The organism is Pseudoalteromonas sp. PAST1, from assembly GCF_021532515.1.
GTDB classification, from domain to species: domain Bacteria; phylum Pseudomonadota; class Gammaproteobacteria; order Enterobacterales; family Alteromonadaceae; genus Pseudoalteromonas; species Pseudoalteromonas simplex.
In genome coordinates, this window is the sequence record NZ_JAKGBH010000058.1 from 1 (window position 1) to 26065 (window position 26065).

A 26065-nucleotide genomic window follows, 5' to 3' on the forward strand; every position below is an offset into this window, starting at 1 on the left:
TAGAATCGATAAATGATGAAATATTGGCGAAGCTATGATTAAGGGGCATAAAAAAATCCGATGACCTGTGATCATCGGATTTTGATCCTATTATGCCAAATGTCAATTGCTTAACTGATCGGCATTGGAGCCCAGGCTCTGCTTTTTGTTGGGCTAGATAACTCGTGAGAAACGAGTTTGCTTGATTTGTTGTTGTAGGTGCGCATCAAAGCACATACAAATAATACGAATAAATAAATTACCGCGAGCTGTTACTGTGATCTTATCTTGGCTAACAGACACCAAGCCATCAGCTAGTAATGGGTCGAGTGCCTGTAGTGCCTCGCAGAAGTAGCTGGCAAAGTTAATATTAAACTGCTTTTCGATTGCTGGAATATCCAGCTCAAACTGGCAGATCAATTGTTTGATAACCGCTGCACGTAACGTATCGTCATCAGTTAAAGCAACACCTTTACAGATTGCACTGCCATATCCTTCTTGCACGGCTTTGTAATAGTGCTTTAACTCTTTTTCGTTTTGTAAAATGGCATTGCCTATTTGCGAAATAGATGACACACCCAAACCTAATAAGTCACATTGGCCATGCGTTGTGTAACCTTGGAAATTACGGTGTAATTGACCTGCGTTTTGTGCAATTGCTAGTTCATTGTCTTTACGGGCAAAGTGGTCCATACCAATAAACTGATAACCCGCCGCTAACATCTGCTCAAGGGTATTTTTGAACATAGTGAGCTTGTCGCCAGCAGATGGTAAGTCAGCGTCTTTAATTTTACGCTGAGCAGCGAATCTATCTGGTAAGTGGGCATAGTTAAATACCGACACGCGATCAGGGTTTAACTCTATCAGCTGCGCAATCGTCTCTTTAAAACTCTCTGGTGTTTGCAGTGGCAAACCGTAAATCATATCTGCATTAATAGACTTAAAGCCAAGTTCACGAGCCTCACTTATTAAACCTTTTACAGATTGCACGCTTTGTGGGCGATTAACTGCCAGCTGCACATCATCATTGAAATCCTGAATACCAAACGAGACACGATTGAAGCCAAGTTTACGTAGGTGAACTAGCATGCCATCAGCTAAAGAACGAGGGTCAATCTCAATACCGCGTTCGGCATCATCAGAAAAATTAAAATGCTGCTCAACCAGCGCCATTAAGCGACTCATTTGCTCTGCCGATAAGAACGTTGGTGTACCACCCCCTAAATGCAGTTGCTCAACGTTATAATCGGCAAAAAGTGTTGCTTGCTCAGCAATTTCAAGCGCTAAGTTATCTAGGTATAAATCGGCTTTAGATTGATGACGAGTGATCACCTTATTACAACCACAGTAATAACAAAGCTGACTGCAAAAAGGGATATGGATATACAGCGATAAAGAACGGCTTTTCGACGCTGCAATCGCGTTAATCATATCTTGTTGCTTATAACCATCAGCTAAAGACAATGCCGTTGGGTAAGATGTATATCGAGGCCCAGAAATATTGTACTTGTTGATCAGAGATTGATCCCAGCTTGGTAAATTTATCACAGTCAGCACTCCGCAATTGATTGAGCGGCTATTTTAACGAGTTTAGCAAGTTAGCTATTTGATCTAGAACAATGTCGGAGAATAGAAACGAATCGGCAATGCTTTAAGGTCGTTGTAAAAACAAAGAGTTTACTATTTGAGCAGTTGATTTAATGATTGTTAAAATAAAGGGTTTTGCTAGTGACAAGGTTGCAAAAACTTTTTATACTGCATCCCGCTTTAGTCAGTTAAACCTGTTAAACGCATCAAAAAATTTAGCTTTCGCTAATACAATGGCCCCTTAGCTCAGTTGGTTAGAGCACACGACTCATAATCGTTAGGTCCCCAGTTCAAGTCTGGGAGGGGCCACCATTTTCTTACTGTAAAAATCCAAAATTAAAGTTTTAAGCTGTTTTTATAGCTGTGCTCAATTTCTTTTTATCCTTAAAATTCAATGAAATAAAATTATTTTTTAATTTTTTAAAAATATTTTGTCAGGTTTTCTGTGTTTGTCTCGTCTATAGCTGCAAATGACACGAAGTTGTTCTATTCGGTGGTAGTAATAGGCAGTGTCTTATGTATCTATTTTTACGAAAAGGACAAACTCATGACGACTACAACATCAACTGTGAATACGCTAAAACTTGATTCAACAAATGCACCATTTAGTGATGCTGCTGTTTGGTTAAAAGAAGGGTGGGGGCTATTTAAAAAAGCACCGTTTAAACTTTTTTTACTTATGACGCTGTTCGCTATTGTGCCAGGTTTAGTGCAGCTATTACCTGCACCTACGGGTTTAACCGTATCAAAGTGGTTAGCGCCTATGTTAATGGCAACGGTGTGGCCACTGTTGTTTAACCTGAATAATCAGCAAGGCTTTTCATTTAAGCACAATGCAACATGGATGAAGTGGGGGCGAGTTGCCGTGTGGTCAGTTGTTGGTATTTTACTGGCGCTGGTGCAATTTGCTGTTGGGAGTACTTTGATTGGTAGTGAGCAGTTATCGGCTTTATTGTCAGGTCAGTTTGTTGATGTTGAGCGCTGGCGCGTAGGGGTCATGTTTGTATCAATTGTTCCTGTAAATATGTTGCTTATGTTTGTGCTACCTCTGTTACTTTTAAACAATGCTTCGCTTAGTGCAGCTGTTAAAGAAGGCATTACAACGGCACTAAAGGTGATTAAACCATTAAGCATGCTTTGTTTGATTAATACGCTTGTTACCTTTGCTGCCCCTTATAGTCTTTTACCTATGTTGTTGGTAGGGCCGGTATTAGCATGTACCTACTTTTGTGCCTATAATCGTTTGTTCAAATAATAATAAAAACATGGAAGTACAGTGAAAGCTGATGTTCAAATAAACACATTGCTGAATGAATACGCGCCGCTGTTGGCGCGTGTTGCTGCAACCTACGAGATCAATCAAGCGCTACAAGATGAGCTAATTCAAGAGATGTCGCTGGCTGTTTGGCGCGCTTTTGAAAGCAATGACTCATCACCCGATGTTGCCTTTCGTGGCGATGCCAGCATAAAAACCTATATTGCCCGAATAGCTCACAATAAAGCGGTTGATCATGTGATAAAAGAGCAAAACCGCAAAGAGGTGGCAAGCTCTGAAAGTATTGATTACACCCAAGCCTTAAGTGCGCATAAGTCACCAGACGACAGTTTAGATTTAATGGCTGCCCTTCGTAAATTGACGCTGAAATATCGGCAGGTGCTTGCTTTGCAGCTTGAAGGGTTTAATCAAAGTGAGATAGCTCAAACGCTGGGGCTGTCTGAGGACGCGGTTGCTAAACGTGTAAGTAGGGCAAGACAACAACTTGCGAGCCTAATGGAGTAAATAAAGTGGATAAATTCGAAGCAGATGATCAATTAGCTAAGTGGCAGCAGGCATTCGTGCAGGCAACGCCGAAAGTGGATAGTGCAGCGTTAATAGCACAAACGCAAAAGTCGCGAGCTAAGTTAAAACTAAAAGGGTTAATCGACTCATTTTTAGGTGTTGTGGTAACCGTATTTTGTATTTACGCCATGTTGTTTGAGGCAAAAAATACCTATGAAACCATTATGTTTGCGCTATTAGTGCCTATTCCTTTAGGTTTTGGAATTTGGTCATACCGCTTAAGACGAAAGCTTTGGCGAGCAGAAACACTAGACGTTAATGCAATGCTTAATTTTAAAGAAAGCCAGCTGAAGCACCAAGTTCATTATTGGCATGTGAGTTTTATTGGCTGCATTGCTCTTTGGTGCGCTTTGCTAATGGTTGCCTTGTTTAATATGGTTATGTTTAAAACATACAGCCTATGGCTTATCCAGCTTGGTATTAATGGTATTATCGTGCTGGCTGTTTATATACGCTATAAAAAATTAAAAACACAGCTAGCTGTAGCACTTGAGAGCATTCAAGCAATGCGCTGATGTGCGGCTCTCACTTTTGCTGCGAATTGATTTAACCAGCCAGTAGCTAAACTTGGTTTGTAAACCAGCTCGAGGCGCTCTTGGCAAGTGTAGTTACAGTCTAATACATCGATGACTTTGAGGGCTGGATCGTTTGCAATAAAATCAGGGACGTATGCTAATGCAATCCCTTGTTTGACGAGTGACAGCAAGGTGCTGAAATCGTTGCAGCGATAACTTATGGTTCTAGGTACTTTGTCATCTCGCCAACCATCTGAGCCGACACCCCTAGTTACGCCACAAAAGGGTGAAATACTCGGACAAGCAAAACTAAATTGAAAAAGCTCTCTGTTGGTGAGTGAACCCTTACTAAACTGTTCGAATAATGGATGCGAGTGCGCAGCTACAACTTTGAAAGTAGTTGTGCCTAAATATATACGTTCAAAGTCACTTTGCAGTGTGCTTTCATTTAATGCCACTTCGGTAACTAAAGCTAAATGGGCATGGCCGCTGGCAACCTGTTCAATGGCTTGACCTTCCCAACTTGTATCAATATTAAATTGAAAACCTTGCTCATTAAATTGCGATAATAAAAAAGGCAGGTAATGCTGTAGCAGCAAAGAGGGGCCGGATAAGTTAACAACCGTATTTTTCGTGCTTCCATTAAACTCGCTGATAGCTTGATCAGCCTCATGAACCAAATTAAGCGCATAATGGCGAAATTTTTCACCTTGCTGATTTAGTTTTATATTTCGACCAATTCGCTTAAATAGTTGTGTATTTAGCTTAATTTCGAGCCGTTTTATGACCTTCGAAAGCGCACCAGGTGTGACATTTAATGTTGCAGATGCTTGCTGTAAGTTATTGTGCTTTGCGATGATCAAAAACTTTCGTAAATCTTCTGTATCCAAGTTTGCCTCTAATTCCAATATGGAAACGTATAGATAGTTTTAATAGCTTAATGGTTAATTGTTTAAGTGCAATAATTTCGTTATTAAATTTCATTAAGTGAGAGAGCGATGACGTCTTACAATCTTAAGCAGTGGTTTTATGTTAAGCGCCCTGATGGACGTGTCAGTGAGCAGCATTATGCATTGCGAGAATCTGTAATTTCGCCGACATTGGCTAAAAACGAAGTGCTGCTAGAGGCAAAGTATATTTCTGTCGATCCATATATGCGTATTCAACAAGCTGCTAAGCCGAACTGGGAGCAACCTCATGCATTAAATACAGTGCAAGGAGCAGCGGTTGTTGCTCAGGTTTTAAAGTCAAACAGCGAACGATTTAAGCAAGGTGATTGGGTAAGCGCTTATTCAGGTTGGCAAACTCATGCAGTTGTCCATGCCAATGAAATACAAGCCTTAAACCCTAATGATGCCGATGTAAAAACGGCACTAGGTGTTTTAGGTATGCCTGGGCGAACAGCTTGGTTTGGTTTAATGGAAGCAGGTAAACCAAAAGCCGGCGAGACGGTTGTCGTTTCAGGTGCTGCAGGAGCTGTGGGTTCGTTAGTTACTCAGTTTGCGATAAAAAATGGTTGTCGTGTTATTGCCCTAGCTGGATCTGAAGAAAAATGTACTTGGTTAGAAAAGCTCGGGGTCGCTTATGCGCTTAACTATAAGCAATTTGACTCAGCCCAACAGTTGCACGAAAGGTTGATGGAGCTTGGTGGTGTTGATGTTTATTTTGATAATGTTGGCGGGATGAACACTGATGCGGTGTTGAGCAGCTTAAACTTGCGTGCTCGTGTAGTGATTTGCGGGCAAATCTCGCAGTACGATGGCTCGCTTGACAACCCCGAACTAGGCCCTCGCTTTCTCCATCAATTACTTTATAAACGAGCGACAATTCAAGGGATTTTAGCAAGAGACTTTACTCACCGTATGCCTGAAATGATTAATCATATTTTGCCGTGGTTAAAAGCAGGAGAGATCCAATTTAAAACAACCGAAATTAATGGCTTTGAAAATTTACCAAGCGCGCTTGAGGGATTGTTCGAAGGGAAGAATATCGGTAAAGCGATTGTTCGTGTTAAATAAAAGGTATTAAAAAATGAAAGCAAATTTCGCTGTTCTGTTGTTACTTTGTTGTTTAATTGTCAGTTTTAAAAGCGTAGCAAAAGAGGTTAAACATTTTCATGCGCATAGCCGAGTTGGCATGCATGGCATGGTGTTGTTCACCGATGGCGTTGAGCTCTATGCCAGCCACCTTCCTTTGTACCACGCCCCGCATGATTACCAATTAATTTATCGTGTAGAAACTCGCTATGAGAAAGAACTAATTCGTTGGCTTACTGTGCAAGAAAGTGATTCAATTCCTCAGTATTTAAATTCGATGATCACTCTATTGCCTGCTAAGTTTGACTTGAATAAGTTAATTGCTGGGCAGACATTCAGTGTGCCCAGCCAGTTATTCTTTGGTCACTTCGAACGAGGCGGTAAAAAATGGCTAAAGGATGAAAACTTTAAGTTTGTTTCTCTTGTATATAAACGAGCACTGTCATCGACTCAGCACGAGTCGCAACCGCGCTGGCAAAGAATAAATAAAGCGACAAATGAACAAGGAATACAAATATTGGTACATCAAATACAGGCCAGCCCGTCATTTGACGCCATTGCTTTAGTAAGAGGGTGTGAAGCTGAGCGTTTGCAGGTAGAAGTAAACGTGCCAACATTTACGCAATTATCAAATAGCTTTAAAGGCTGTGAGTACAGCCAAATAGTTTATTTTGAAACGCAGGATTTTATAAAGTAGCCAGTAAAAAGGCACTTATTTGTATGTGCCTTTTAATTCTTCTGACTATTTGTAACCGTTCGGGTTATTGCTTTGCCAGCGCCATGTATCTTGCATCATCTCATCGATACCACGCTCAGCTTGCCAGCCAAGCTCTTTTAACGCTTTTTCTGGAGCTGCGTAGCAAGCTGCAATATCGCCCGCTCGACGCGGCGAAATTTGGTAAGGTACGGCTTGACCGCTGGCTTTCTCAAAAGCGGTAACCATCTGCAGTACTGAATAACCATTACCTGTGCCTAGGTTAAATACGTGCGCACCTGTATCACTTGCAATTCGGTTCAGTGCTTTTAAGTGACCTAATGCTAAATCGACAACGTGGATATAGTCACGAACACCTGTACCATCTACAGTATCGTAGTCATCCCCAAACACACCAAGCTTTTCTAGTTTACCCACAGCAACTTGCGAAATATAAGGTAATAAGTTGTTAGGAATACCATTAGGGTCTTCACCAATAAGGCCAGACTCATGTGCGCCTACAGGGTTAAAGTAACGTAAGATAACAAAGGCAAAGCGTTCATCGGATTTCGCGATATCTTGCAGCATCATCTCTACCATAAGCTTTGATGTGCCATACGGGTTAGTCGTGCCGCCAACTGGGAAGTCTTCGCGAATTGGTAAGCTTGCTGGGTCACCGTATACGGTTGCTGATGAGCTAAATACTAACTTAAACACGCCAGCATCACGCATAGCATCAACCAGAGTCAGTGTACCTTGTACGTTGTTTTGATAATACTCGATAGGTTTTACAACCGATTCACCAACCGCTTTTAAACCAGCGAAGTGAATAACACTATCAATCGTGTGTTCACTGAAGATTTTGTCTAAACAGGCTCTATCTAAAATATCACCTTGATAAAACGTGACGTCTTTGCCGGTGATTTGTTTTACGCGAGCCAATGACTCATTTGATGAATTGCTTAAATTATCAAGTACAACAACGTCTGTGCCTTGTTGTAGTAACTCTAAAACGGTGTGAGAACCGATGTACCCGGCTCCGCCGGTGACTAAAATGGTCATAAAATATCCATGAACTATACCTGGTTGAATTAGCCTTATTTCATCACATTTCGCGTTAAATTACATGAATAAAATGTGATTAAACTTCTTTCATAGAAATATCAGTGTCTTGTTTTTGATTACATTTTGCACCATATTGGTTACATCCAAGCGTTGAGTTATTAAGCTATAGTTAATTGTCAGCTGCTAAATTTTAATCAAAAGCTATTCCTGTTAAGTGGAGATAAAGATGAAAATTGTAAAGAAAATGGCCTTAGCAATGGTTATTGCACTACCTGCTTTTGCTCACGCAGGGGAGGCTAAGGTTAAATGGCATGACTTTAACGATTACCGTGATGTGCGCCCCGGAAATAACTCACCAAAAGGTGCATTTCATAAAAACGTGGCAAAGAGCTTTGAGAAGCACTTTAACAAGCTTGCTGAACAGTTACCTGATGGCTACACCTTCAATGTGGAAGTAACAGAGCTTGACCTTGCTGGTGATGTGCGTTTTGGAACGATGAATGAACTGCGCATTATCAAGCCAATTTATTTCCCACGCATAGACCTTAATTATTCGATTACTGATAAAGACGGTAAAGTGATTAGTGAAGCAAAAGACGTAAAGCTTAAAGATATGGGCTTTATGGACCGCATGAAAACAGGGCGCGATGAAGCTTATTATTACGACAAGCGTTTAATTACTGATTGGTTTGAAGATGAGTTGTTACCATCGTTAAATCTTGGCGAATAAATCACCTTGTTTGCAGCAGGTGTGAATTTATTCGCAAAGTAGACGTTTCAGTAAGAATAGCGCCTAATGCAAGTTAAGAAGACTCTCTGGCTTGCAGGTAGGCGTTTACTAGAGCTGTGATTATTTGGCCTGCATCGTTTATACCTGTTTCTAAACTAACCGGGTGTTGTGATGGTGCGCCTTCACATAAATGTAAGTAGCGGGCTGTTGCTTGGCTGGCAGCTAAATGCACAAAGTGTTCTGCATCACTCACATTAAAACCACAGTTGGTGTATGCGCTAACTGGCATTAACGAAATACTGTCTAAGTCTACTTCTACGCCAAGCGAGGCATTATCAAACTGAGCTAGTGCGTGTTGACATGCTGAAGATAAATCAACTTTACGACGTACTTGAATGTCTTGGTAACTATCAAACGTGAAGTTTGCGTTGGTTAGGGCATCCATAATCGCTTGGTTATTTTTAAATTCGTGTAAACCCATCACATGATAATCAGCAAGGTGGTTTTCGCTGTACGCATATCTAAAGCCATTGCCACTATGGCGGCCTTCACACTCTCTGAAATCAGCATGAGGGTCTAAGTTAATAGCATTTACTGGTTTACCATCTTGCTTACTAAGGGCACGTAAAATACCTAAGCAGTTGTTGTGGCCGCCACCGATTACAATTGGCTCAAGGCCAGCTGCAAAAATCATCGCAAGCACTTGCTCAACGCGGGTGTCTATATCAGCGCACAATTCACGTAGTTTGGCTAAGTCAGCGTCGTTTTTATTATCAAGGTCAGCAGCTTGTTGGTTTAAGTCATCAAGGGCCACTTCGCCGAGTAATAACACACGTTCATGATTTAAAAATTGGTTATGTGTTTGGTTTAAAAAGCGCTTTAAAAATGCCTGCCACGCTTGCCCTGAGCCACCATTACCTAAGTTGGCACGAGGGCCAATATCTTCACATACGCCAACTAAGACATAACGAATACCGAATTGTTTTGCATCGATGAGTGCTTGTGGGGCGTTAACTTGAGTGTCGAGAAGGGCAAGGGCTTGCCAAGCTTTGAGTTCGTTAGCGCGGCGGACACATAAGTGCTTTACCGCCGCTTCATCATAAATTTTAAGGTAGTTTGTCACCGAGATTAGTCTTCTATTATTTCTAACTCTAATTCTTCAGCAGATAATATAATACCGGTGCTATCAGCGTAAACAAAGTCGTCATCAAAGAAAGAAACACCTGCGAAGTTAACGCCTATGCCGTCTTCACCTGCACCTTCACTATCGGCAGCAACAGGAATAGAGGCAATTGCTTGAATGCCTAAGTCTAGCTCTTCAAGTTCATCAACATGACGAATAGCACCGTAGACAATAATTCCTTGCCAGTTGTTTTCTAATGCGATTTCAGCCAGCTCAATATCAATTAGGGCACGTCGGGTTGAACCACCTCCGTCAATCAATAACACGCTGTCGGTGCCATCGGTTGATAAAATTTCGCGGATCAGCTCGTTATTTTCAAAGCATTTAACGGTTTTTACTCGACCACTAAAGCTTGGGCGTCCACCAAAATTGATAAACATTGGTTCGAGCACATCAACCACATCTGCAAAGTGGTCGCATAAATCAGAAGTGCTGTAATCCATTTTTTCATCCTCTAAAGAGACTGTCTGTTTAGTACTCAGTATACCCTGATACAACTCAATAACAACGACTTAATAGCGGATTATTGGTTTAAATCAAAGGAATTTTGTCACCGCAACATTAGTGTCTCAAAAGCGTCACTTAATTGTTATTTTTAGCGCCTAAGCTGAGGTGAGTATAAAAATTAGACGCAAAGTATGACAAGGAGCTCACCATGGCAAACAACATACTTACAAAATTGGCAAAGGTGGACGAACAGCTGTTCTTAAGTGTGTTTAATGATGCTTCGCCAGTGTGGTTAAGGCGATCAGCCATTGGCTTTTCAAAAAGTGGTGATGGCGGTCTTTATGTTGCACTATTTTTGAGCTTTTGGTGGTTTACGGAGCAAGCGCATTTTCAACAACTTGCAATGAGTCTACTGGTAGGTTTTGTCATTGAGCGACCCATTTATTTTTTAGTTAAAAAGCGAATTGCTCGGGTAAGACCTTGTGATTGCTTAGTACAAGGTGCTTATTTAGTGCCGAGTGATAGGTTTAGTTTGCCATCGGGGCATAGTGCGGGAGCATTTGTAGTGGCGACAATTTTAACTATGTATTTACCTGAATTTGCCGGTTTGTGGTTGGTTTGGGCATCAGGGGTCGCTGCATCTAGAGTGATTATTGGTGTGCATTACCCCGCTGATGTGGTTATTGGTGCAGTAATGGGATCTAGTTGTGCTGTATTAGCTGTGATGGTGGTGGAGTCTATATGAGAATTTTGTACGGTATTCAAGGGACAGGCAATGGGCACATAACGCGAGCACGTGTGATGGCTAGCACTTTTAGGACTTTAGGAGTCGATGTTGACTATGTGTTCTCTGGTCGAAAAGAGCAAGACTACTTTGATATGGATGATTTTGCTGATTACCGAGTTTTTCGAGGTTTGTCGTTTACCAGTAAATCGGGGCAGGTTGATAGCTTTAAAACATTGAAAAATGCACGTCCACTACAACTAATTAAAGATATAAAAGGCCTTGATTTACGTCATTATGATTTGGTATTTAATGACTTTGAGCCAATTACAGCATGGGCTGCTAAACAACAAAATATTCCGGTAATTGGCATGAGTCATCAAGCGGCATTTTTATCTGATAAAGTGCCGATGTTTGGCCGCGCTTTCTTTCGCCGTGCGCTGATCCGTAACTATGCGCCAGCCAGTGTTTATTTAGGCGTACATTGGCAACCTTATGCTGAAAATATCATCCCTCCATTTATTGCTACTCATCATCACGATAACCCAGTGATGGTTGAAAATAAGGTGTTGGTGTATCTGCCATTCGAAAATCTTAACAATGTGGTCGAGTACTTAAAAGATTTTCCTGAAAGAGAGTTTTATTGTTATCACCCGGATGCTAAGGATTGTTCAATTGGTAATATCCATCTGCGAGCACCATCACGCGTTGGGTTTCTAAATGATCTTGCTAATGCGGGTGGCGTGATTGGTAATGCTGGATTCGAACTTGCAAGTGAAGCATTACAACTTGGTAAAAAATTATTGTTAAAACCGCTAGGTAAACAATTTGAGCAAGGTATTAATGCACAGACTTTATTGTCGATGGGGGCAGCTCATGTGATGAGTTATTTAAACCCCAATGCGATGGATGATTGGCTGCAATCTCCACAGAATAAAAAACTCAACTTCCCAAGCGATCCAGCACCTTTGGTTGAGTGGATAATAAAAAAGCAATGGGAAAAGGTGGATCAGCTCCATAAATACCTGTGGCAACAGGTTGATTTAGAACAAAAACTAATTGTTTAAACCTTCCTAATATTAGAAAATGTGCGACAAGTTTAATCACTTTTTATTAGCTGCTTTAGATAGTTTAGCTATACTCTTAAATGCATGTTTCTATAGGGCACTTTGAATGAATGTATTACAAAACTTAACTATAAAGCGTCGTTTGCAATTAAACGCGCTCGTTGTTGGTCTTGCAATGATTGTGATGCTGTGTGTAATTATCCTTGAGTCGCGCATGATGCTAAAACTCAATGAAACAATTCAAAATGCGGAGGAGCTTGATATTCATGAACTTGCAATGCGCAAGCATGAAAAAAACTTTTTGTTTTATAAAGATGTCGAAAGTCTTGAGCTTTTTGAAAAAGAGTATGCACAGCTTAAAGTTAAAATGGCACGTCTTGACGAGCTAGTTAATGACTTATCAATGGAGTCAGCAAAACTTGATGAATTTAGAAGCTTAGCGAAATTGTATTACGATGACTTTAATGAAGTTGTTGTGTTGCAAAAGAAAATTGGTTTGCATCCTAAAGATGCGTTGTATGGTGAGCTACGTGGAGCCGTGCATCAAGTTGAAACCTTACTCAGTGAACGTGAAAACTATCAGCTATTAACCTTGATGCTGCAGCTTCGTCGCGCAGAGAAAGACTTTATGCTGCGATTTGATTTGAAGTATCTGGCTAAATTTGATGATTTAGTCAGTAATTTTCAGTCTGAAATTAAAAATGCAGGATTTGAAACTGGCTATGAGAAGCAATTACTTAGTAACTTGGCTACTTACCAAGTTAAATTCAAAGCGCTTGTCGATGCACAGGTGACTCTAGGATTAGATCTAGACTCAGGTGCACTAGGTGAAATGAAGCGAAGTGTAGAAAAGAGCGATGCAATTGTTAACCAATTAACAACGGAAACTAAAGCTTTTGTTGAGTCTAGCGCCGAGCGAGCGCAACTCATTGCGTTGCTTGTTTTCATTGTCGCCAGCGTTTTGGTCATGCTGTTAGTCTATTTTACTAGTCGTTCAATCATTATGCCTATTGAGCGTGTATATCACACGATTAATGAAATACGTCGCAGTAATGATTTAAGTATGTCTATTGAGCAGTCAGGTAAAGATGAAATCACCACGATGACAGTTGACTTTAATAGCTTGATTAGTGACTTTAAAAAGCTAATTTACGAAGTCAATACCGCTCTAGGCACACTCAATGTGGCAACAGAGCATTTATCAGAAACGACAGCGGCAACTAGCTCTGGTATGCAAGAGCAACTTCATGAAGCTGATATGGTTGCTACTGCTGCAACAGAAATGCAGGCGACGATTCAAGATATCTCTCACAATACTGAAGCGGCTGCGAAAAAAGCAGAGTCGACTAACTTAAGTGCGCAGCAAGGTCGTTCTGAGGTTGAGTCAACGGTAGTGCAAATTAATCACTTATCAGACTCACTCGGTAATGCGTCAAGTGTGGTGTCGCAATTAGAAAAAGACGCTGAAACGATTGGCTCTGTACTGGATGTTATTCGTGGCATTGCTGAGCAAACAAACTTACTGGCACTCAATGCGGCTATTGAAGCGGCGCGTGCTGGTGAACAAGGCCGTGGCTTTGCGGTAGTAGCAGATGAAGTTCGCTCACTTGCACAGCGTACTCAAGATTCAACACAAGAGATTGAGAGCATCATTTCGACCTTACAAGGGCGTACGCAAGAAGTGGTGAGCATTATGCAGCAATGTCGTACGCAAGGTGGCGAAAGTGCAGCACAGGCAAGTAAAGCCGGTGAGTTACTTCGTTCTATCACCGAAGATGTACAAACCATTATGGATATGAGCACTCACATTGCCACAGCGATTGATGAGCAAAGCCAAGTGGCTTCTGAGGTGAATAAAAACGTGGTTCGTATTCGTGATATCGCCCAAGAGGCATCGGGTCACGCAGCGACTAATGCACAAACCAGCGAAGAAGTATCAGAGCAAGCGCGTGTCCTCTATCAGGCAATCGATAAGTTTAAAGTTTAATAATTACTTGATACTTTATATATAGACAAAAGTGCGGTGACGGTGTCGCCATCGCGCTTTTTTGTTTTTTAGTTTTTTAGTTTGCTTGGTTAGCTCTCGGAACTAATTCACTAGGCGCTAAGGCACAAACTTAATAGGCACGCTGTCTTTACTTGCTTCGTGCTCAGAGACTCTTGTTTGGTATTGCTGCCAAAGCTCATCATGGTTAGCTTGCAGCTCACTTAAATAGTGCCAGCTGAATAAACCGCTATTATGATTATCGCTAAACACCAGTCGAATCGCATAATGACCAACCGGCTCAATCTTGTTAATTCCTACTTGTTGCTTACCAAGTACGAGTTTCATTGGTTCATTGCCATGACCTTGTACTTCAGCAGAAGGTGAGTGAACACGCAAAAATTCAGCACTAAATTGAGCAATAGTCTGATCATCAAAATGAACATCTAATACTTTGCTAACGCTGTGATAATGCACTTTAGTGACTTCTTTCATGTCAGCCTCGAATCTACGATTTATAAACTAAAAAGCCTCCAACTGGAGGCTTTTAATTATAACGCTAATTTGTTGATTAAAGAATGAAGCGACTTAAGTCTTCATCTTCAACAAGTGCACCTAAATGCTGCTCAACGTAATTAGCATCAATTGTTAGTGTTGAACCTGCTTTTTCTGAAGCATCAAATGAAATTTCTTCCATTAGTTTTTCCATCACTGTGTGCAAGCGACGGGCACCGATGTTTTCGGTTTTCTCATTTACTTGCCAAGCCGCTTTCGCGATACGTTCAATGGCATCATCAGTAAACTCAACGTCAACTTGCTCTGTTTTTAACAGCTCACGTTGTTGCTCAGTTAATGAAGCATGAGGCTCAGTTAAGATACGTTTAAAGTCATCAGCACTTAGTGCTTCAAGCTCAACGCGAATTGGTAAACGACCTTGTAGCTCTGGGATCATGTCTGATGGTTTAGCCATTTGGAATGCACCAGATGCGATAAACAACATGTGGTCAGTTTTAACCATACCGTGCTTAGTGCTTACTGTTGAACCTTCGATCAATGGTAGTAAGTCGCGTTGTACACCTTCACGGCTAACATCTGGGCCAGATGCTTCACCACGTTTACAGATTTTATCGATCTCATCGATAAACACGATACCGTTTTGCTCTACTGCGAAGATAGCTTGCTCTTTTAACTCTTCAGGGTTAACAAGTTTTGCTGCTTCTTCTTCAACTAATAGCTTAAATGCTTCTTTGATTTTTAGCTTACGCTTGCTGCGCTTATCGCCACCCATGTTTTGGAACATGCTCTGAAGCTGGTTGGTCATTTCTTCCATACCAGGAGGAGCCATGATCTCAACATTAGGTTGAGCTTGTGCAACATCGATATCAATTTCTTTATCGTCTAACTGACCTTCACGTAATTTTTTACGGAAAGATTGACGAGTAGAAGAGTTCTCTTCTGTTTTTGACTCACCAAAGGTATCGCGTGCTGGTGGTAAAAGAGCATCTAAAATACGCTCTTCTGCCGCTTCTTCAGCGCGATGTTTGAATTTTTTGGTTTGCTGTTCACGCGTCATTTTAATTGAGATATCAACTAAATCGCGGATGATCGTTTCAACTTCTTTACCAACATAGCCCACTTCGGTGAACTTTGTTGCTTCAACTTTAATAAAAGGCGCATTAGCAAGTTTAGCTAGGCGGCGAGCAATTTCAGTTTTACCCACACCAGTAGGGCCAATCATTAAAATGTTTTTAGGCGTTACTTCTGCGCGTAAATCATCGCTCAGTTGCATACGGCGCCAGCGGTTACGTAGCGCGATTGAAACTGCTTTTTTAGCTTTAGCTTGGCCAATAATATGTTGATCAAGCTCGTGAACGATTTCTCTTGGCGTCATCTCAGACATGGCAGTTCCTATTACAATTCTTCAATAGTTTGGAAATTATTCGTGAATACGCAGATATTGCCTGCAATCGTTAGGCTCTTCTCTACAATGTCACGTGCACTTAGGTCGGTGTTTTCTAGTAGCGCTGTGGCTGCTGATTGTGCGAAGTTACCACCACTGCCAATCGCAATTAGGTCGTTTTCTGGCTGCACAACATCACCGTTACCTGTGATAATTAATGAAGCAGTTTCGTCTGCGACTGCTAATAGTGCTTCGAGCTTTCTAAGTGCGCGATCACTACGCCAATCTTTGGCCATTTCAACGGCAGCCTTGGTTAAGTTGCCTTGGTGCATTTCTAATTTGCTTTCAAATCGTTCGAAAAGGGTGAAGGCATCAGCAGTACCGCCAGCGAAACCAGCGATTACTTTGCCATTATAAAGACGTCGAACTTTGCGGGCGTTGCCCTTCATTACGGTGTTACCAAGTGAAACTTGGCCGTCGCCACCAATAACGACCTTGTCGTCGCGGCGTACACTTACAATAGTGGTCATGATTATTCCTCATCATCGAGCGGCAAGGCCGCTCGTAAAAAGCGATTGATGAGGTGTTTATATGGGTGAATGAACTAAAATCAAGTCCAAAGCCAAATTCCGCAGCCCATTATTTTGATGCGTTTAAGTTTATTCTTGTCACTTTCGGCTAAACGTTTGGTTTCGTATGGGCCTAAGCGCACTTTATACCAAATACCATTGCTGCCCTCAGTTTTCTTCACTTCGGCCACTAAGCCGGCAAAAGCAATTTTAGCTTTTAATGTTTGTGCTTGCTCTAATGTTCTAAAAGAGCCGCATTGCATTACATATGGGCCTTTTTGTTCAATCTCTTTTACTTCAACCTGAACTTCGTGCTCTTTAATCTCTTTGATAAATTCAGGTGTCTTAGGTGGTGGAATAACTACTTCTTCTTTTTTAGTAGGGTTTGCTTGCTGCTCTACTAACTCAGGATCAGCATTATGTTTGATATACCATAGGCCGTAACCAAACCCGCCTACTAAGATAAGCGCAATTAAAACAAGAATAATAGGGAAAGGCTTTTTCGCCGGGGCTTGTTTTTTATTATTTCGATTTGCTGGTTTTTTATTTATGTAATCGTGCTGTGCCATGACTCTTAATTGGCCTTTAAATCATATCTATAGGATCGACATCTAAGCTCCAACGCACCTTTTGCGCTAATTTACTGGTACTTATATAGTCGACCATTTGCGCTAAATATTGGTGTAAGTGGGAGCGTTCCTGCGCCTGAATATGTAACTGAAAGCGATATTTACCTGCCACACGTTCTAGTGGTGCGGGTATCGGACCGAGCAATTGTATACCAGATACGTTCTGGACAGGAACCAAATCAGTTAAAAAATCCATCACTTGATTTATGTTATGTCCTTCGGCACGCACCATAGCCATATTTGTGATTGGTGGAAGTTGCGCGTCTTCTCGTTCTGTCAGTGCGTAACGGGCAAAATCTTGGTAACCATTATTAACTAAGTCTTGCAGTAGCGGGTGCTCAGGAAAGTGAGTTTGTAATAATACTTGCCCTGGTTCACCACTGCGACCTGCACGGCCTGCCACTTGCGTAACAAGTTGCGCTAAATGTTCAGTGGCGCGAAAGTCACACGAATATAATCCACTGTCGACATCTAGGATTAAAACAAGGCTAACATCGGCAAAGTGGTGGCCTTTTGCCAGCATTTGCGTGCCAACTAAGATGCGCGCACCGCCTTGGTTAATATCATCAAGGGCTTTTTCTAAGCTGCCTTTACGACGAGTTGAATCTCGGTCGATACGACTAATCGGAATATCAGGGAAGGTTTGTGTTAAAAACTCTTCGATTTGTTCAGTGCCTTTGCCATTTGGAAAAATCTGCGTACTGCCACAATCAGGGCATTGATGAGGCACTTGGTGTTGTTCACCACAGTGGTGACAAATCATCTGGCCAATGGCTTTATGAAAGGTTGCACTAGTGCTGCAACGTGAGCACTCACTTAGCCAACCGCACTCATGGCATATGAGGGTAGGCGAAAAACCACGACGGTTTAAAAACACCATCACTTGCTTACCACGTTCTAAATGCTGGCGCATATAGGCAAGGCTGGCATGGGCAATCCCTGCTTGCTCAGGCTGACCTTTCATGTCCATTAATTGGAACTGGTTATCAGTACTGGTTTGGGCCCGTTCAGTGAGGCTCAACAGCTGATATTTGTTATTAATTGCTTTATGTAAGGTCTCAAGTGCTGGTGTGGCACTACCTAAAACCAGAGGAATATTATGCTGGTATGCCCTATAAGCGGCTAGGTCTCTAGCATGATAGCGAAGTGTATCTTGTTGCTTAAACGAACTGTCGTGCTCTTCATCAACGATGATCATGCCAAGAGATAAAAAGGGCAAGAAAATACTCGAACGTGTGCCGATCACTATAGCGCAGCTGCCTTTTTCACAAAAACGCCAGGTCTGTAAGCGTTCGTTATCTGTTAGGGCTGAGTGCCATAGCATAATTGGTGTATCAGGAAAGCGACGACGAAAACGGTTGACTGTTTGGGGTGTTAAGCCAATTTCAGGCACTAATACTAAGGCTTGCTGACCTTTTTTCAGTACTTCTTCTAGGCATTGCAAATACACTTCGGTTTTACCACTGCCGGTAACCCCTTCAAGCAAAAAGCTGGTAAAGCCACGAGATTGGTTAATGCTGGTGCAGGCAACAGCTTGCTCTTTATTAAGCACCGGCTTGCTGCCAACAGTCGGCGCGCGTTGCTGCCATTGGTTATCATGTTCAATAAACTGGGTGATCAGTTCTTTATCAAGCAGACTGTCGATGGTTTTTTTTGTAAATCCGAGCGCTTTTAATTCTGTGACCGATGACTTGCCCGACTCGGCTAGCTGTTTTAATAAACTTAACTGAGTTTTTGCTTTTAATGACGGCAGTTTTGCCCCTTTATCAGTTAATTCAACCATATTAATGCTGGTTTTATCTGGGCATTCGCCTTGCCTTAAAGCCGCCGGAAGTGCTGTATGAATGGTTTCTCCCAATGGGTAACAGTAGTAGCGTGCTGTGAATTTAAGTAACGCTAAATGTTGCTCAGATAACACTGGCGTGTCGTCTATAACATCAATAATCGGCTTGATTTTGTCAGCGGGAACATCGGTTGATGTTTTAAGAGCCAGTACCACGGCAACCTTTTTTTGACTACCAAATGGCACGCGAACCCGCATACCTGGCTTTAACTCAGGGCTATGCAGCAGCTGTTCAACTTTATAATCGAAGGTACGCTGTAAAGGGACTTTTATGGCAACTTCTACAAAGTGCATAACAACTCAACTGAAACAAAGATAGAAAGATAATGTACTAAAATTGCAGTTAAAAACCTACCAACAAATACTGAACAACAGACCACTTGGTTATTTTTTTAGCGAAAGATGTATTTAAAGCTTGTCGTAAGGCTTCTTGAGCTATAAAATACGCGGCCTATTAATTGTATTAACTGCGTATGGTGCCAGACTTCGGGTTTGGAGAGCGATACGGCCTTAACTAGAGGTTCCCTATGAAAGAAGGTATTCACCCTAAGTACGAAGCTATCACTGCAACTTGTTCATGTGGTAACAAATTCGAAACTAGCTCAACTCTTTGTAAAGACATCCACTTAGACGTATGTTCTGAGTGTCACCCGTTTTACACTGGTAAGCAAAAGATTTTAGACACTGGCGGCCGTGTTGATCGTTTCAACAAGCGCTTCGGTGCACTTAGCAGCAAGAAGTAATCTCTGCTGTTTAGTTAAAAAAAGCACCTTAGGGTGCTTTTTTTATGCCTGAAATTCTAACGCCGCCACTCACTTATCATCTTGACTTATGTATCTTGCATAACTATTTCTGGCTGTTATGCCCATTATGTCGCTAATTTTGCAGACAAAGTGCCACCCCTTGGCTATATTCTTTTTTGTATAAATGAGTATACCAATCCGCAATAATACTTAATCATTTTGAGGGATTAAACCTGTCGCTACCTGCGTTAAAAATTTCTGATTTAGAACACAACTAAATAACGAAATTTTTGCCTTGCTATCAACAAGGTTTCATTGCCTCAAAATAGACTACTTAATTAAGCGTATTGGTATCTAAAAGTTATTAGAAATAATAAATTTAAATAACTTTGTTAGCAAATGCTGTGAACTTCGTTGAAATGGCTGTTTTGGGCTAATTTCGGCTAATTGCAGTGTACGTGCGTATAAAATACAACAACACGTGCTTAAAAGGTCATAAATAGATGAATCTTTATGTCTGATTAATCGCAACTATGCACAGAAATTGTTGGGAAATCCTTTAAAATTAAGCGATATAGCATATAACAGGATAGACCTGATAATACTTGGAATTTTTATACATTACAGGTATCGTACTGATGCAAGCTCTCTCACTTTTTAACTTTTTGCAGGATACTATCGCGTTATGTCAGATTTTCGTGAACAAGCATTACATTACCACGCTCACCCCGTTCCAGGTAAAATTAGTGTTGAACTAACCAAGCCAGCCGAAACGGTTAACGATCTCGCTTTAGCTTATAGCCCAGGTGTGGCTGAACCAGTCCGTGAAATTGCTGCTGATCCAGCAAACGCCTATAAATACACAGGCAAAGGCAACATGGTTGCAGTTATTTCAAACGGTACCGCAATTTTAGGTTTAGGTAACTTAGGTCCGCTTGCATCAAAACCTGTAATGGAAGGTAAAGCCTTACTATTCAAACGTTTTGCTGGCCTTGACTCAATTGATATTGAAGTTAAACACCGCACAACAGAAGATTTCATTAATACGGTTGCTAACATCGCTGATACGTTTGGTGGTATCAACCTAGAAGATATTAAAGCGCCTGAGTGTTTTGAAATCGAAAAAGCACTTATCGAGCGCTGTGATATTCCCGTTTTCCACGATGACCAACATGGTACCGCTATTGTTACAGCTGCTGGTATGCTTAATGCCCTTGAAGTGCAAGGCAAAGATATCGAAGATGCTATCATCGTATGCTTAGGTGCTGGTGCTGCTGCTGTTGCTTGTATGGAGCTTTTAATTAAGTGTGGTGCACTGCGTGAACACATTTATATGCTTGACCGTAAAGGTGTGATCCATACACGTCGTGATGACTTAAACGAGTATAAGCAATTATTTGCTAACAACACCGATAAGCGTACATTACAAGATGTTATTGCTGATGCTGATGTATTCGTTGGTGTATCAGGTCCTAACCTGTTAACTGCAGATGATCTTAAGCTGATGGCAGACAAGCCAGTTGTGTTTGCATGTTCAAACCCAGATCCTGAGATTGCTCCAGAAGTTGCACATAGCGCGCGTAACGATTTAATTATGGCAACGGGTCGTTCAGATTTCCCTAACCAAGTAAATAACGTGCTTTGTTTCCCATTCATTTTCCGTGGCGCGTTAGATGTTCGTGCAACGGCAATTAATGATGAAATGAAAATTGCTGCAGTTCATGCTATTCGTGGCATCGCGAAAGAGCCTGTACCAAGTGAAGTATTAAAAGCGGCTGGCGTTGAGTCACTTGAGTTTGGTGCCGAGTACATCATTCCTAAGCCTATGGATCCGCGTTTATTACCACGTATTGCACGTGCTGTTGCTGAAGCGGCTGTAGAGTCGGGTGTGGCGCAAATCGATATGCCAGAAGATTACATGCGTTAAACTTAATTAGCCTTAGGTATAACGCTCAATAAAAAACTCAGCCTAGGCTGAGTTTTTTTATATCTGCGATTATCGGCGGTGATCCGATGGCCGAAATACTTATTCTGAATCAAGCACTGGGATATCTAATCCCATTTCTTGCATAATTCTTTTAACTTCTTCAGGTACCTTTTCAGGGTTGTCTTTACGTAGGTCGTCATCATTTGGTAATGGTTGACCTGTAAAAGCATGTAAGAAAGCTTCACACAATAACTCACTGTTCGTCGCATGACGCAGGTTATTGATCTGGCGGCGTGTACGCTCGTCAGTTAATACTTTTAATACGTTAAGTGGGATTGATACGGTAATCTTTTTTACTTGTTCTGATTTTTTACCGTGTTCTGCATATGGGTGAATGTATTCACCGTTCCATTTAGCCATAAGTTGTTTCGTTGCCTCGGTTGTCAGTGATTTACGCCTTATTCACAGCGCAAGATGCGGAAATTCTATCTCTTTAAAAAAGATAGTCAAATACTAGTTATTTGGCCATCTAGTGGTGTAAATGTATAAACTTCTATGTGTAAGCGATAAATGCTTTGACTTCTCATATTTGATCATCTAACCTTTTAGACGTCTAAACATCCAATTAAAGAATAGGTGATGAAATGAGCGAAAAAAATAAAGCGACGATTGCTGTTCGTCACGGCATTGAAGCCGATAAACATCATGGTGCGGTTGTGCCTCCTTTATACTTATCAACCACCTATTCGTTTGCTGATTTTGATACTAAGCGCCAGTATGACTATGGTCGCAGCGGTAATCCAAATCGCGATATCTTAGCTGAAACCTTAGCTGAGCTTGAAGGTGGTGCTAAAGGTATTATCACTGCAACAGGTATGTCTGCTGTGCATTTAGCCACTCAGCTGTTAAACAGTGACGACACGTTAGTGATCCCACATGACTGTTATGGCGGTAGTTATCGTTTATTCACCTCGCTTGAAAAGCGTGGCCTGTTAAAACTAAAAGTTTTGGATTTAACTAAATCTGAAAATCTCCAAGAAATTTTAGCGATTAAACCTAAGTTGATTTGGATTGAAACGCCAAGTAACCCAATCTTGCGTTTAACAGATATTAAAGCAATCACTAGTATTGCTAAGCAGTGTGGTGCTTTGGTTGCGGCTGATAACACCTTCTTATCACCTGCATTACAAAACCCAATTGAGTTTGGTGTTGATATTGTTGTGCACTCAACCACTAAATACATCAATGGTCACTCTGATGTAGTGGGCGGTGCAGTGATTGCTGCAACGCAAGAGCTAGGCGACGAGCTTGCTTGGTGGGCGAATAATATCGGTATTATTGGTGCACCATTTGACAGCTACTTAACGCTTCGTGGTTTACGTACTTTAAATGTACGCCTAAAGCAGCACCAAGAGAATGCTTTTGCCATTGCTGAGTATTTAGAAAGCTCTCCTTATGTAAGCCAAGTCTATTACCCTGGCCTTGCTTCTCACTCACAACATGAGCTTGCTAAGGCACAGCAACGCGGTTTTGGTGGCATGGTGAGCTTTGATATTAAAGGCGACATCAACGATGCTGCTGCGTTTTTAACAAGCCTTAAAGACTTTAGCCTTGCTGAGTCGTTAGGTGGGGTAGAAAGTTTGATTTGTCACCCTGCAACAATGACCCACGCAGGCATGGAGCCTAAAGCGCGTCTTGAAGCTGGTGTGGGCGATACCTTGATCCGTATTTCTGTAGGCATTGAAGACGTAAAAGATCTCATTGCTGATTTAGACCGTGTTTTCAATTTAGTTAAGCCAGGTCAAGGACTGCAAGTTACAAAAGCTGAAGCTAAGCAAGCACAGCAAGATACACAACAAAACGCGTCATTTAAGTTAACGCCAGCACATACGGCATTGTGGTAGAAAAATGGTAAATATTGTTCATAAATTTGGTGGCTCAAGCTTAAGCTCGGCAGATCGTTATCATGCGGTAGCGAACATCGTTCTTGCTAATACTGAGCAGGGCGATTGCGTCGTTGTGTCGGCATCGGGTAAAACAACCGATACCCTGGTAAAGCTTTGGCAAAGTTACCAGCAGCAAGATAGCCAAGCTGTTAGCGATATTCTATTGCTTATTGATAACAATCAACGTGCGCTTATTGAGCAGCTACTTATAGGGCAGAATAAACAACAGGCGTTGGCACAGTTAAAAGATGAACTTGCTGTATTAAATGAATTAATTAGTCAGCAGCAGTTACTTGAAGCCCCTTTACTTGCTCATGGTGAAGTGTGGTCGGCGCGGTTATTGGCTGCTTATCTAAATCAGTTAGGTGTCGATTCGCAAGATGTTGATGCAAGACAGCTATTTACTCTAAATGGTGGCCAGCTTTTACATCAAAAAAACCAACAGCAATGCAGTGATGCGATTAGCAGAACACATATCAACGTAGTAACGGGTTTTATAGCTGCAGATTGCCAAGGTAATACGGTGACATTAGGCCGTAATGGCAGTGATTACAGTGCCACTTTGTTAGCGAGTTATACTTTTGCCAAGCAAGTGTCTATCTGGACAGATACACAAGGGGTATTTAGTACTGACCCTCGTAAAGTTAAAAATGCGGTTAAGTACGCCAAAGTATGCCGCGAGCAAGCTAACTTATTAGCGCGTTTAGGTAACCCAGTATTGCATGCAAAAACCTTGTCGCCGTTAAAAGACTCAGAAATTAAATTAGTGGTAAGAAGTAGCTTTGATTGTGATGCAACGCCAACCGAGGTAGTAAAAGAAGGTTATAGTAAAGCAAAACGTTTTATTACGACCTTAGATAACATCGATTTATTACGGGTTGATAAACTAAGCGGTGGTGAAGTCGGTGAGCTTAGTCAGTTAATTCAACACAGCCTGCATCACTTTACTAAAGAGGGCGATACTTACTTATTAGTGCCAGGTCAAAGCACTCACCAAGTTGTCAGCCACTTAGCGGGCCGTGCAAATATTGTCGAGTCAAATTTAAGTGGTTGTGCAGTAGTTGCCCCAACAGCTGATGTATCTGCGCTAACAGAGCAAGCCACAGCGCTTTTAAAAGAGCAAAGTATTCATCCTCGTTTTGTACAACAAGACGATAACTATGTGTTGATCTTAAACGATCAGGCAATTGATAGTGATGTTTTAACTCTTCTACATGACAAGCTGGTAAACAAAGGTCAAGAGTTGGCCATTATCGTTGCTGGCCTTGGTAATGTGGGCGAAGTGTTCTTATCGCAACTACAAGCTCAGTTTGCGCGTTTATCTGCTCAGTACAAAGTAAAAGTAGTTGCTCTTTTACGCTCTAAACAAATGCTTTTTAGTGCCAGTGGTTTAAATACCGAAACATGGCAAGAGCAGTGGCATAACGAAGCGCAAAGCTACGACAAAGCTGAATTATTAGCACGTATCAATGAACTAGATTATGAGCACAAAGTGGTGATTGATATCACTGCCAGTGAGGCGTTCAGTCAGTTATACCCTGACTTTGTTGAACTTAACTGTCATTTGATCAGTGCAAACAAATATGCGGGTACTGCTGCGAATGGTTGGTATCAAAACCTACGCACTAATTTGGCTGAGCGAAACTTGTTGTGGCGTTATAACACCAGTGTGGGCGCAGGTTTACCGATTAACTTTGCTTTAGCTGATTTGCAAAATAGCGGAGACAGCATTAACCGTATTGAAGGGGTATTCTCGGGTACTTTATCGTGGTTATGTAGCAGTTACGATGGTAGCGTGCCGTTTTCAGATTTAGTGCTTCAAGCTCAGCAAATGGGCTATACAGAGCCAGATCCTCGTGAAGATTTATCTGGCCGTGATATGCAGCGCAAACTACTAATCTTAGCACGAGATCTAGGTCTTGATTTAGAACTTGATGATATTGCTTTAACACCTCTGATGCCCGAAAAGCTTGCATCAGGAAGCTGGCAAGATTTTCTTGCAAACAAACAGCTACTTGATGAATTTATGACAGAAAAAGCAGCGCAAGCAGCAGCTGAAGGTAAAGTAGTGCGCTACACCGGTGCTATCACACTCGTAGATGGTAAGGTTCAGGCTCAAGTTGGTTTAGTCAATGTTGGCAAAGATGATGTATTAGCAAGCCTTAAACCGGGCGATAACATCTTTGTGATCAATTCACAGTGGTATACAGATAATGCATTGGTGATCCAAGGCCCAGGAGCGGGTAAAGAAGTCACTGCCGCAGGGGTGCACTCAGACCTGTATTGGCTGGTAAATAACCTAAAGTAATTTTGCTGATCTTAGTTTAAATGGCTAAGCAAAAAGCGCCCCAAGGGCTAATGCCAGTCAGTTAAGAGCTGACTGGCATTTTCTTTTATAGGGATATTTATTAGGTTTCCTTCTTACCACCCTTGGATAATGCTTGTCTGGTAGCCTATCGGGTAAGATAAACAACCTAAGAGTTGTCAGTAATTCATCATAATGAGCAGGTAATTTACTTGCACTATGTACTGGCGTAAACATGAAGAAAGCGATTACCTGACGCATAGATTGGCTAAAACTTAATTGAGTAGGCAAGATATCTTCTTCTTTAGTTGCATCAAGCATGATTATGCGTATTAAGTTGTAAGCGAGTAAT

Annotated in this window: 24 protein-coding genes, 1 tRNA gene and 1 pseudogene; 14 read left to right on the top strand and 12 right to left on the bottom strand. The window is 41.5% G+C overall.

The genetic code is table 11. The features are described 5' to 3' along the window. Window positions 1-153: 153 nt before the first annotated feature. Window positions 154-1527 (bottom strand): oxygen-independent coproporphyrinogen III oxidase, encoded by a 1374-nt coding sequence (hemN, locus tag L1272_RS19770; RefSeq protein ID WP_138599289.1) that lies wholly within the window; start codon window positions 1525-1527, stop codon window positions 154-156. A gap of 274 nt (window positions 1528-1801) precedes the next feature. Between hemN and L1272_RS19775 the strand changes: the two genes are divergently transcribed. The 4 genes from L1272_RS19775 (at window position 1802) to L1272_RS19790 (ending at window position 3921) form a co-directional block, all read left to right on the top strand. Beyond that, a tRNA-Ile gene (locus L1272_RS19775) sits at window positions 1802-1878 on the top strand. A gap of 235 nt (window positions 1879-2113) precedes the next feature. Then, window positions 2114-2821, top strand: coding sequence for a hypothetical protein (locus tag L1272_RS19780; protein ID WP_235374147.1), 708 nt, complete (start codon window positions 2114-2116; stop codon window positions 2819-2821). A 21-nt stretch (window positions 2822-2842) separates the two neighbouring features. Then, entirely contained in the window at window positions 2843-3346 is a 504-nt protein-coding gene (locus tag L1272_RS19785) for an RNA polymerase sigma factor (RefSeq protein WP_058585954.1), read from the top strand. 5 nt (window positions 3347-3351) lie between these two features. Next, the gene (locus L1272_RS19790; RefSeq protein WP_235374148.1) at window positions 3352-3921 is read left to right on the top strand and encodes a hypothetical protein; all 570 of its coding nucleotides are present in this window, start codon (window positions 3352-3354) and stop codon (window positions 3919-3921) included. Here L1272_RS19790 and L1272_RS19795 read toward each other — a convergent pair. Further along, window positions 3906-4811 carry a LysR family transcriptional regulator gene (locus tag L1272_RS19795; RefSeq protein WP_235374149.1) on the bottom strand — a complete coding sequence of 302 codons (906 nt, stop codon included), beginning with the start codon at window positions 4809-4811 and terminating at the stop codon, window positions 3906-3908. The genes L1272_RS19790 and L1272_RS19795 overlap by 16 nt on opposite strands. Before the next feature lie 108 nt (window positions 4812-4919). Here L1272_RS19795 and L1272_RS19800 point away from each other — a divergent pair, with 108 nt between their 5' ends. Together L1272_RS19800 and L1272_RS19805 are read left to right on the top strand one after the other, a co-directional pair. Beyond that, on the top strand, window positions 4920-5939 hold the full coding sequence (locus tag L1272_RS19800; RefSeq protein WP_054552827.1) for an NADP-dependent oxidoreductase: 1020 nt from the start codon (window positions 4920-4922) through the stop codon (window positions 5937-5939). A gap of 13 nt (window positions 5940-5952) precedes the next feature. Continuing rightward, complete coding sequence (locus L1272_RS19805; protein WP_235374150.1) at window positions 5953-6654, top strand: hypothetical protein; 702 nt, start codon at window positions 5953-5955, stop codon at window positions 6652-6654. Between the two features lie 45 nt (window positions 6655-6699). Here the strand turns inward: L1272_RS19805 and galE are convergent, their stop codons facing one another. Next, window positions 6700-7713: a UDP-glucose 4-epimerase GalE gene (galE, locus tag L1272_RS19810; protein ID WP_054552825.1), complete on the bottom strand. Its 1014-nt coding sequence runs from the start codon at window positions 7711-7713 to the stop codon at window positions 6700-6702. Window positions 7714-7942: 229 nt separating this feature from the next. Here galE and L1272_RS19815 point away from each other — a divergent pair, with 229 nt between their 5' ends. After that, window positions 7943-8446, top strand: coding sequence for a DUF3016 domain-containing protein (locus L1272_RS19815; protein WP_235374151.1), 504 nt, complete (start codon window positions 7943-7945; stop codon window positions 8444-8446). Between the two features lie 73 nt (window positions 8447-8519). Here L1272_RS19815 and L1272_RS19820 read toward each other — a convergent pair whose 3' ends face one another. Then, window positions 8520-9569: a formimidoylglutamase gene (locus tag L1272_RS19820; RefSeq protein ID WP_235374152.1), complete on the bottom strand. Its 1050-nt coding sequence runs from the start codon at window positions 9567-9569 to the stop codon at window positions 8520-8522. 5 nt (window positions 9570-9574) lie between these two features. Further along, window positions 9575-10072 carry a ribonuclease E activity regulator RraA gene (gene rraA / locus L1272_RS19825; RefSeq protein ID WP_054552822.1) on the bottom strand — a complete coding sequence of 166 codons (498 nt, stop codon included), beginning with the start codon at window positions 10070-10072 and terminating at the stop codon, window positions 9575-9577. Between the two features lie 212 nt (window positions 10073-10284). Here rraA and L1272_RS19830 point away from each other — a divergent pair, with 212 nt between their 5' ends. From L1272_RS19830 to L1272_RS19840, 3 genes are all read left to right on the top strand, one after another. Next, a complete protein-coding gene (locus tag L1272_RS19830) occupies window positions 10285-10821 on the top strand; it encodes a phosphatase PAP2 family protein (protein ID WP_054552821.1) in 537 nt (178 codons plus the stop codon). Then, window positions 10818-11867 carry an MJ1255/VC2487 family glycosyltransferase gene (locus tag L1272_RS19835; RefSeq protein WP_235374153.1) on the top strand — a complete coding sequence of 350 codons (1050 nt, stop codon included), beginning with the start codon at window positions 10818-10820 and terminating at the stop codon, window positions 11865-11867. The genes L1272_RS19830 and L1272_RS19835 overlap by 4 nt, the downstream gene beginning before the upstream one ends. Before the next feature lie 106 nt (window positions 11868-11973). Next, window positions 11974-13854, top strand: coding sequence for a methyl-accepting chemotaxis protein (locus L1272_RS19840; protein WP_138616133.1), 1881 nt, complete (start codon window positions 11974-11976; stop codon window positions 13852-13854). Between the two features lie 117 nt (window positions 13855-13971). Here the strand turns inward: L1272_RS19840 and L1272_RS19845 are convergent, their stop codons facing one another. From L1272_RS19845 to priA, 5 genes are all read right to left on the bottom strand, one after another. Then, window positions 13972-14346: a gamma-butyrobetaine hydroxylase-like domain-containing protein gene (locus tag L1272_RS19845; protein ID WP_235374154.1), complete on the bottom strand. Its 375-nt coding sequence runs from the start codon at window positions 14344-14346 to the stop codon at window positions 13972-13974. Between the two features lie 76 nt (window positions 14347-14422). Beyond that, the gene (gene hslU, locus L1272_RS19850; RefSeq protein ID WP_054552817.1) at window positions 14423-15751 is read right to left on the bottom strand and encodes an HslU--HslV peptidase ATPase subunit; all 1329 of its coding nucleotides are present in this window, start codon (window positions 15749-15751) and stop codon (window positions 14423-14425) included. An 11-nt stretch (window positions 15752-15762) separates the two neighbouring features. Beyond that, window positions 15763-16281, bottom strand: a complete 519-nt coding sequence (gene hslV / locus L1272_RS19855) for an ATP-dependent protease subunit HslV (RefSeq protein WP_054552816.1) — start codon at window positions 16279-16281, stop codon at window positions 15763-15765. 80 nt (window positions 16282-16361) lie between these two features. Next, entirely contained in the window at window positions 16362-16889 is a 528-nt protein-coding gene (locus tag L1272_RS19860; protein ID WP_130167267.1) for an SPOR domain-containing protein, read from the bottom strand. A gap of 16 nt (window positions 16890-16905) precedes the next feature. Then, complete coding sequence (gene priA / locus L1272_RS19865; protein WP_235374155.1) at window positions 16906-19086, bottom strand: primosomal protein N'; 2181 nt, start codon at window positions 19084-19086, stop codon at window positions 16906-16908. A 233-nt stretch (window positions 19087-19319) separates the two neighbouring features. Here priA and rpmE point away from each other — a divergent pair, with 233 nt between their 5' ends. Continuing rightward, window positions 19320-19535, top strand: coding sequence for a 50S ribosomal protein L31 (gene rpmE, locus L1272_RS19870; RefSeq protein ID WP_036973208.1), 216 nt, complete (start codon window positions 19320-19322; stop codon window positions 19533-19535). A gap of 685 nt (window positions 19536-20220) precedes the next feature. After that, complete coding sequence (locus tag L1272_RS19875) at window positions 20221-21462, top strand: malic enzyme-like NAD(P)-binding protein (protein WP_054552813.1); 1242 nt, start codon at window positions 20221-20223, stop codon at window positions 21460-21462. Window positions 21463-21561: 99 nt separating this feature from the next. Here the strand turns inward: L1272_RS19875 and metJ are convergent, their stop codons facing one another. Beyond that, window positions 21562-21882 (bottom strand): met regulon transcriptional regulator MetJ, encoded by a 321-nt coding sequence (gene metJ, locus L1272_RS19880; protein ID WP_036973203.1) that lies wholly within the window; start codon window positions 21880-21882, stop codon window positions 21562-21564. A gap of 224 nt (window positions 21883-22106) precedes the next feature. On the opposite strand from metJ, the gene metB reads away from it, so the two are divergent. Together metB and metL are read left to right on the top strand one after the other, a co-directional pair. Further along, the gene (gene metB / locus L1272_RS19885) at window positions 22107-23366 is read left to right on the top strand and encodes a cystathionine gamma-synthase (RefSeq protein ID WP_235374156.1); all 1260 of its coding nucleotides are present in this window, start codon (window positions 22107-22109) and stop codon (window positions 23364-23366) included. A gap of 4 nt (window positions 23367-23370) precedes the next feature. Beyond that, window positions 23371-25716, top strand: a complete 2346-nt coding sequence (metL, locus tag L1272_RS19890; RefSeq protein WP_235374157.1) for a bifunctional aspartate kinase/homoserine dehydrogenase II — start codon at window positions 23371-23373, stop codon at window positions 25714-25716. Window positions 25717-25773: 57 nt separating this feature from the next. Here the strand turns inward: metL and L1272_RS19895 are convergent. Beyond that, window positions 25774-26065: pseudogene (locus L1272_RS19895) on the bottom strand (IS4 family transposase); the annotation flags it as partial.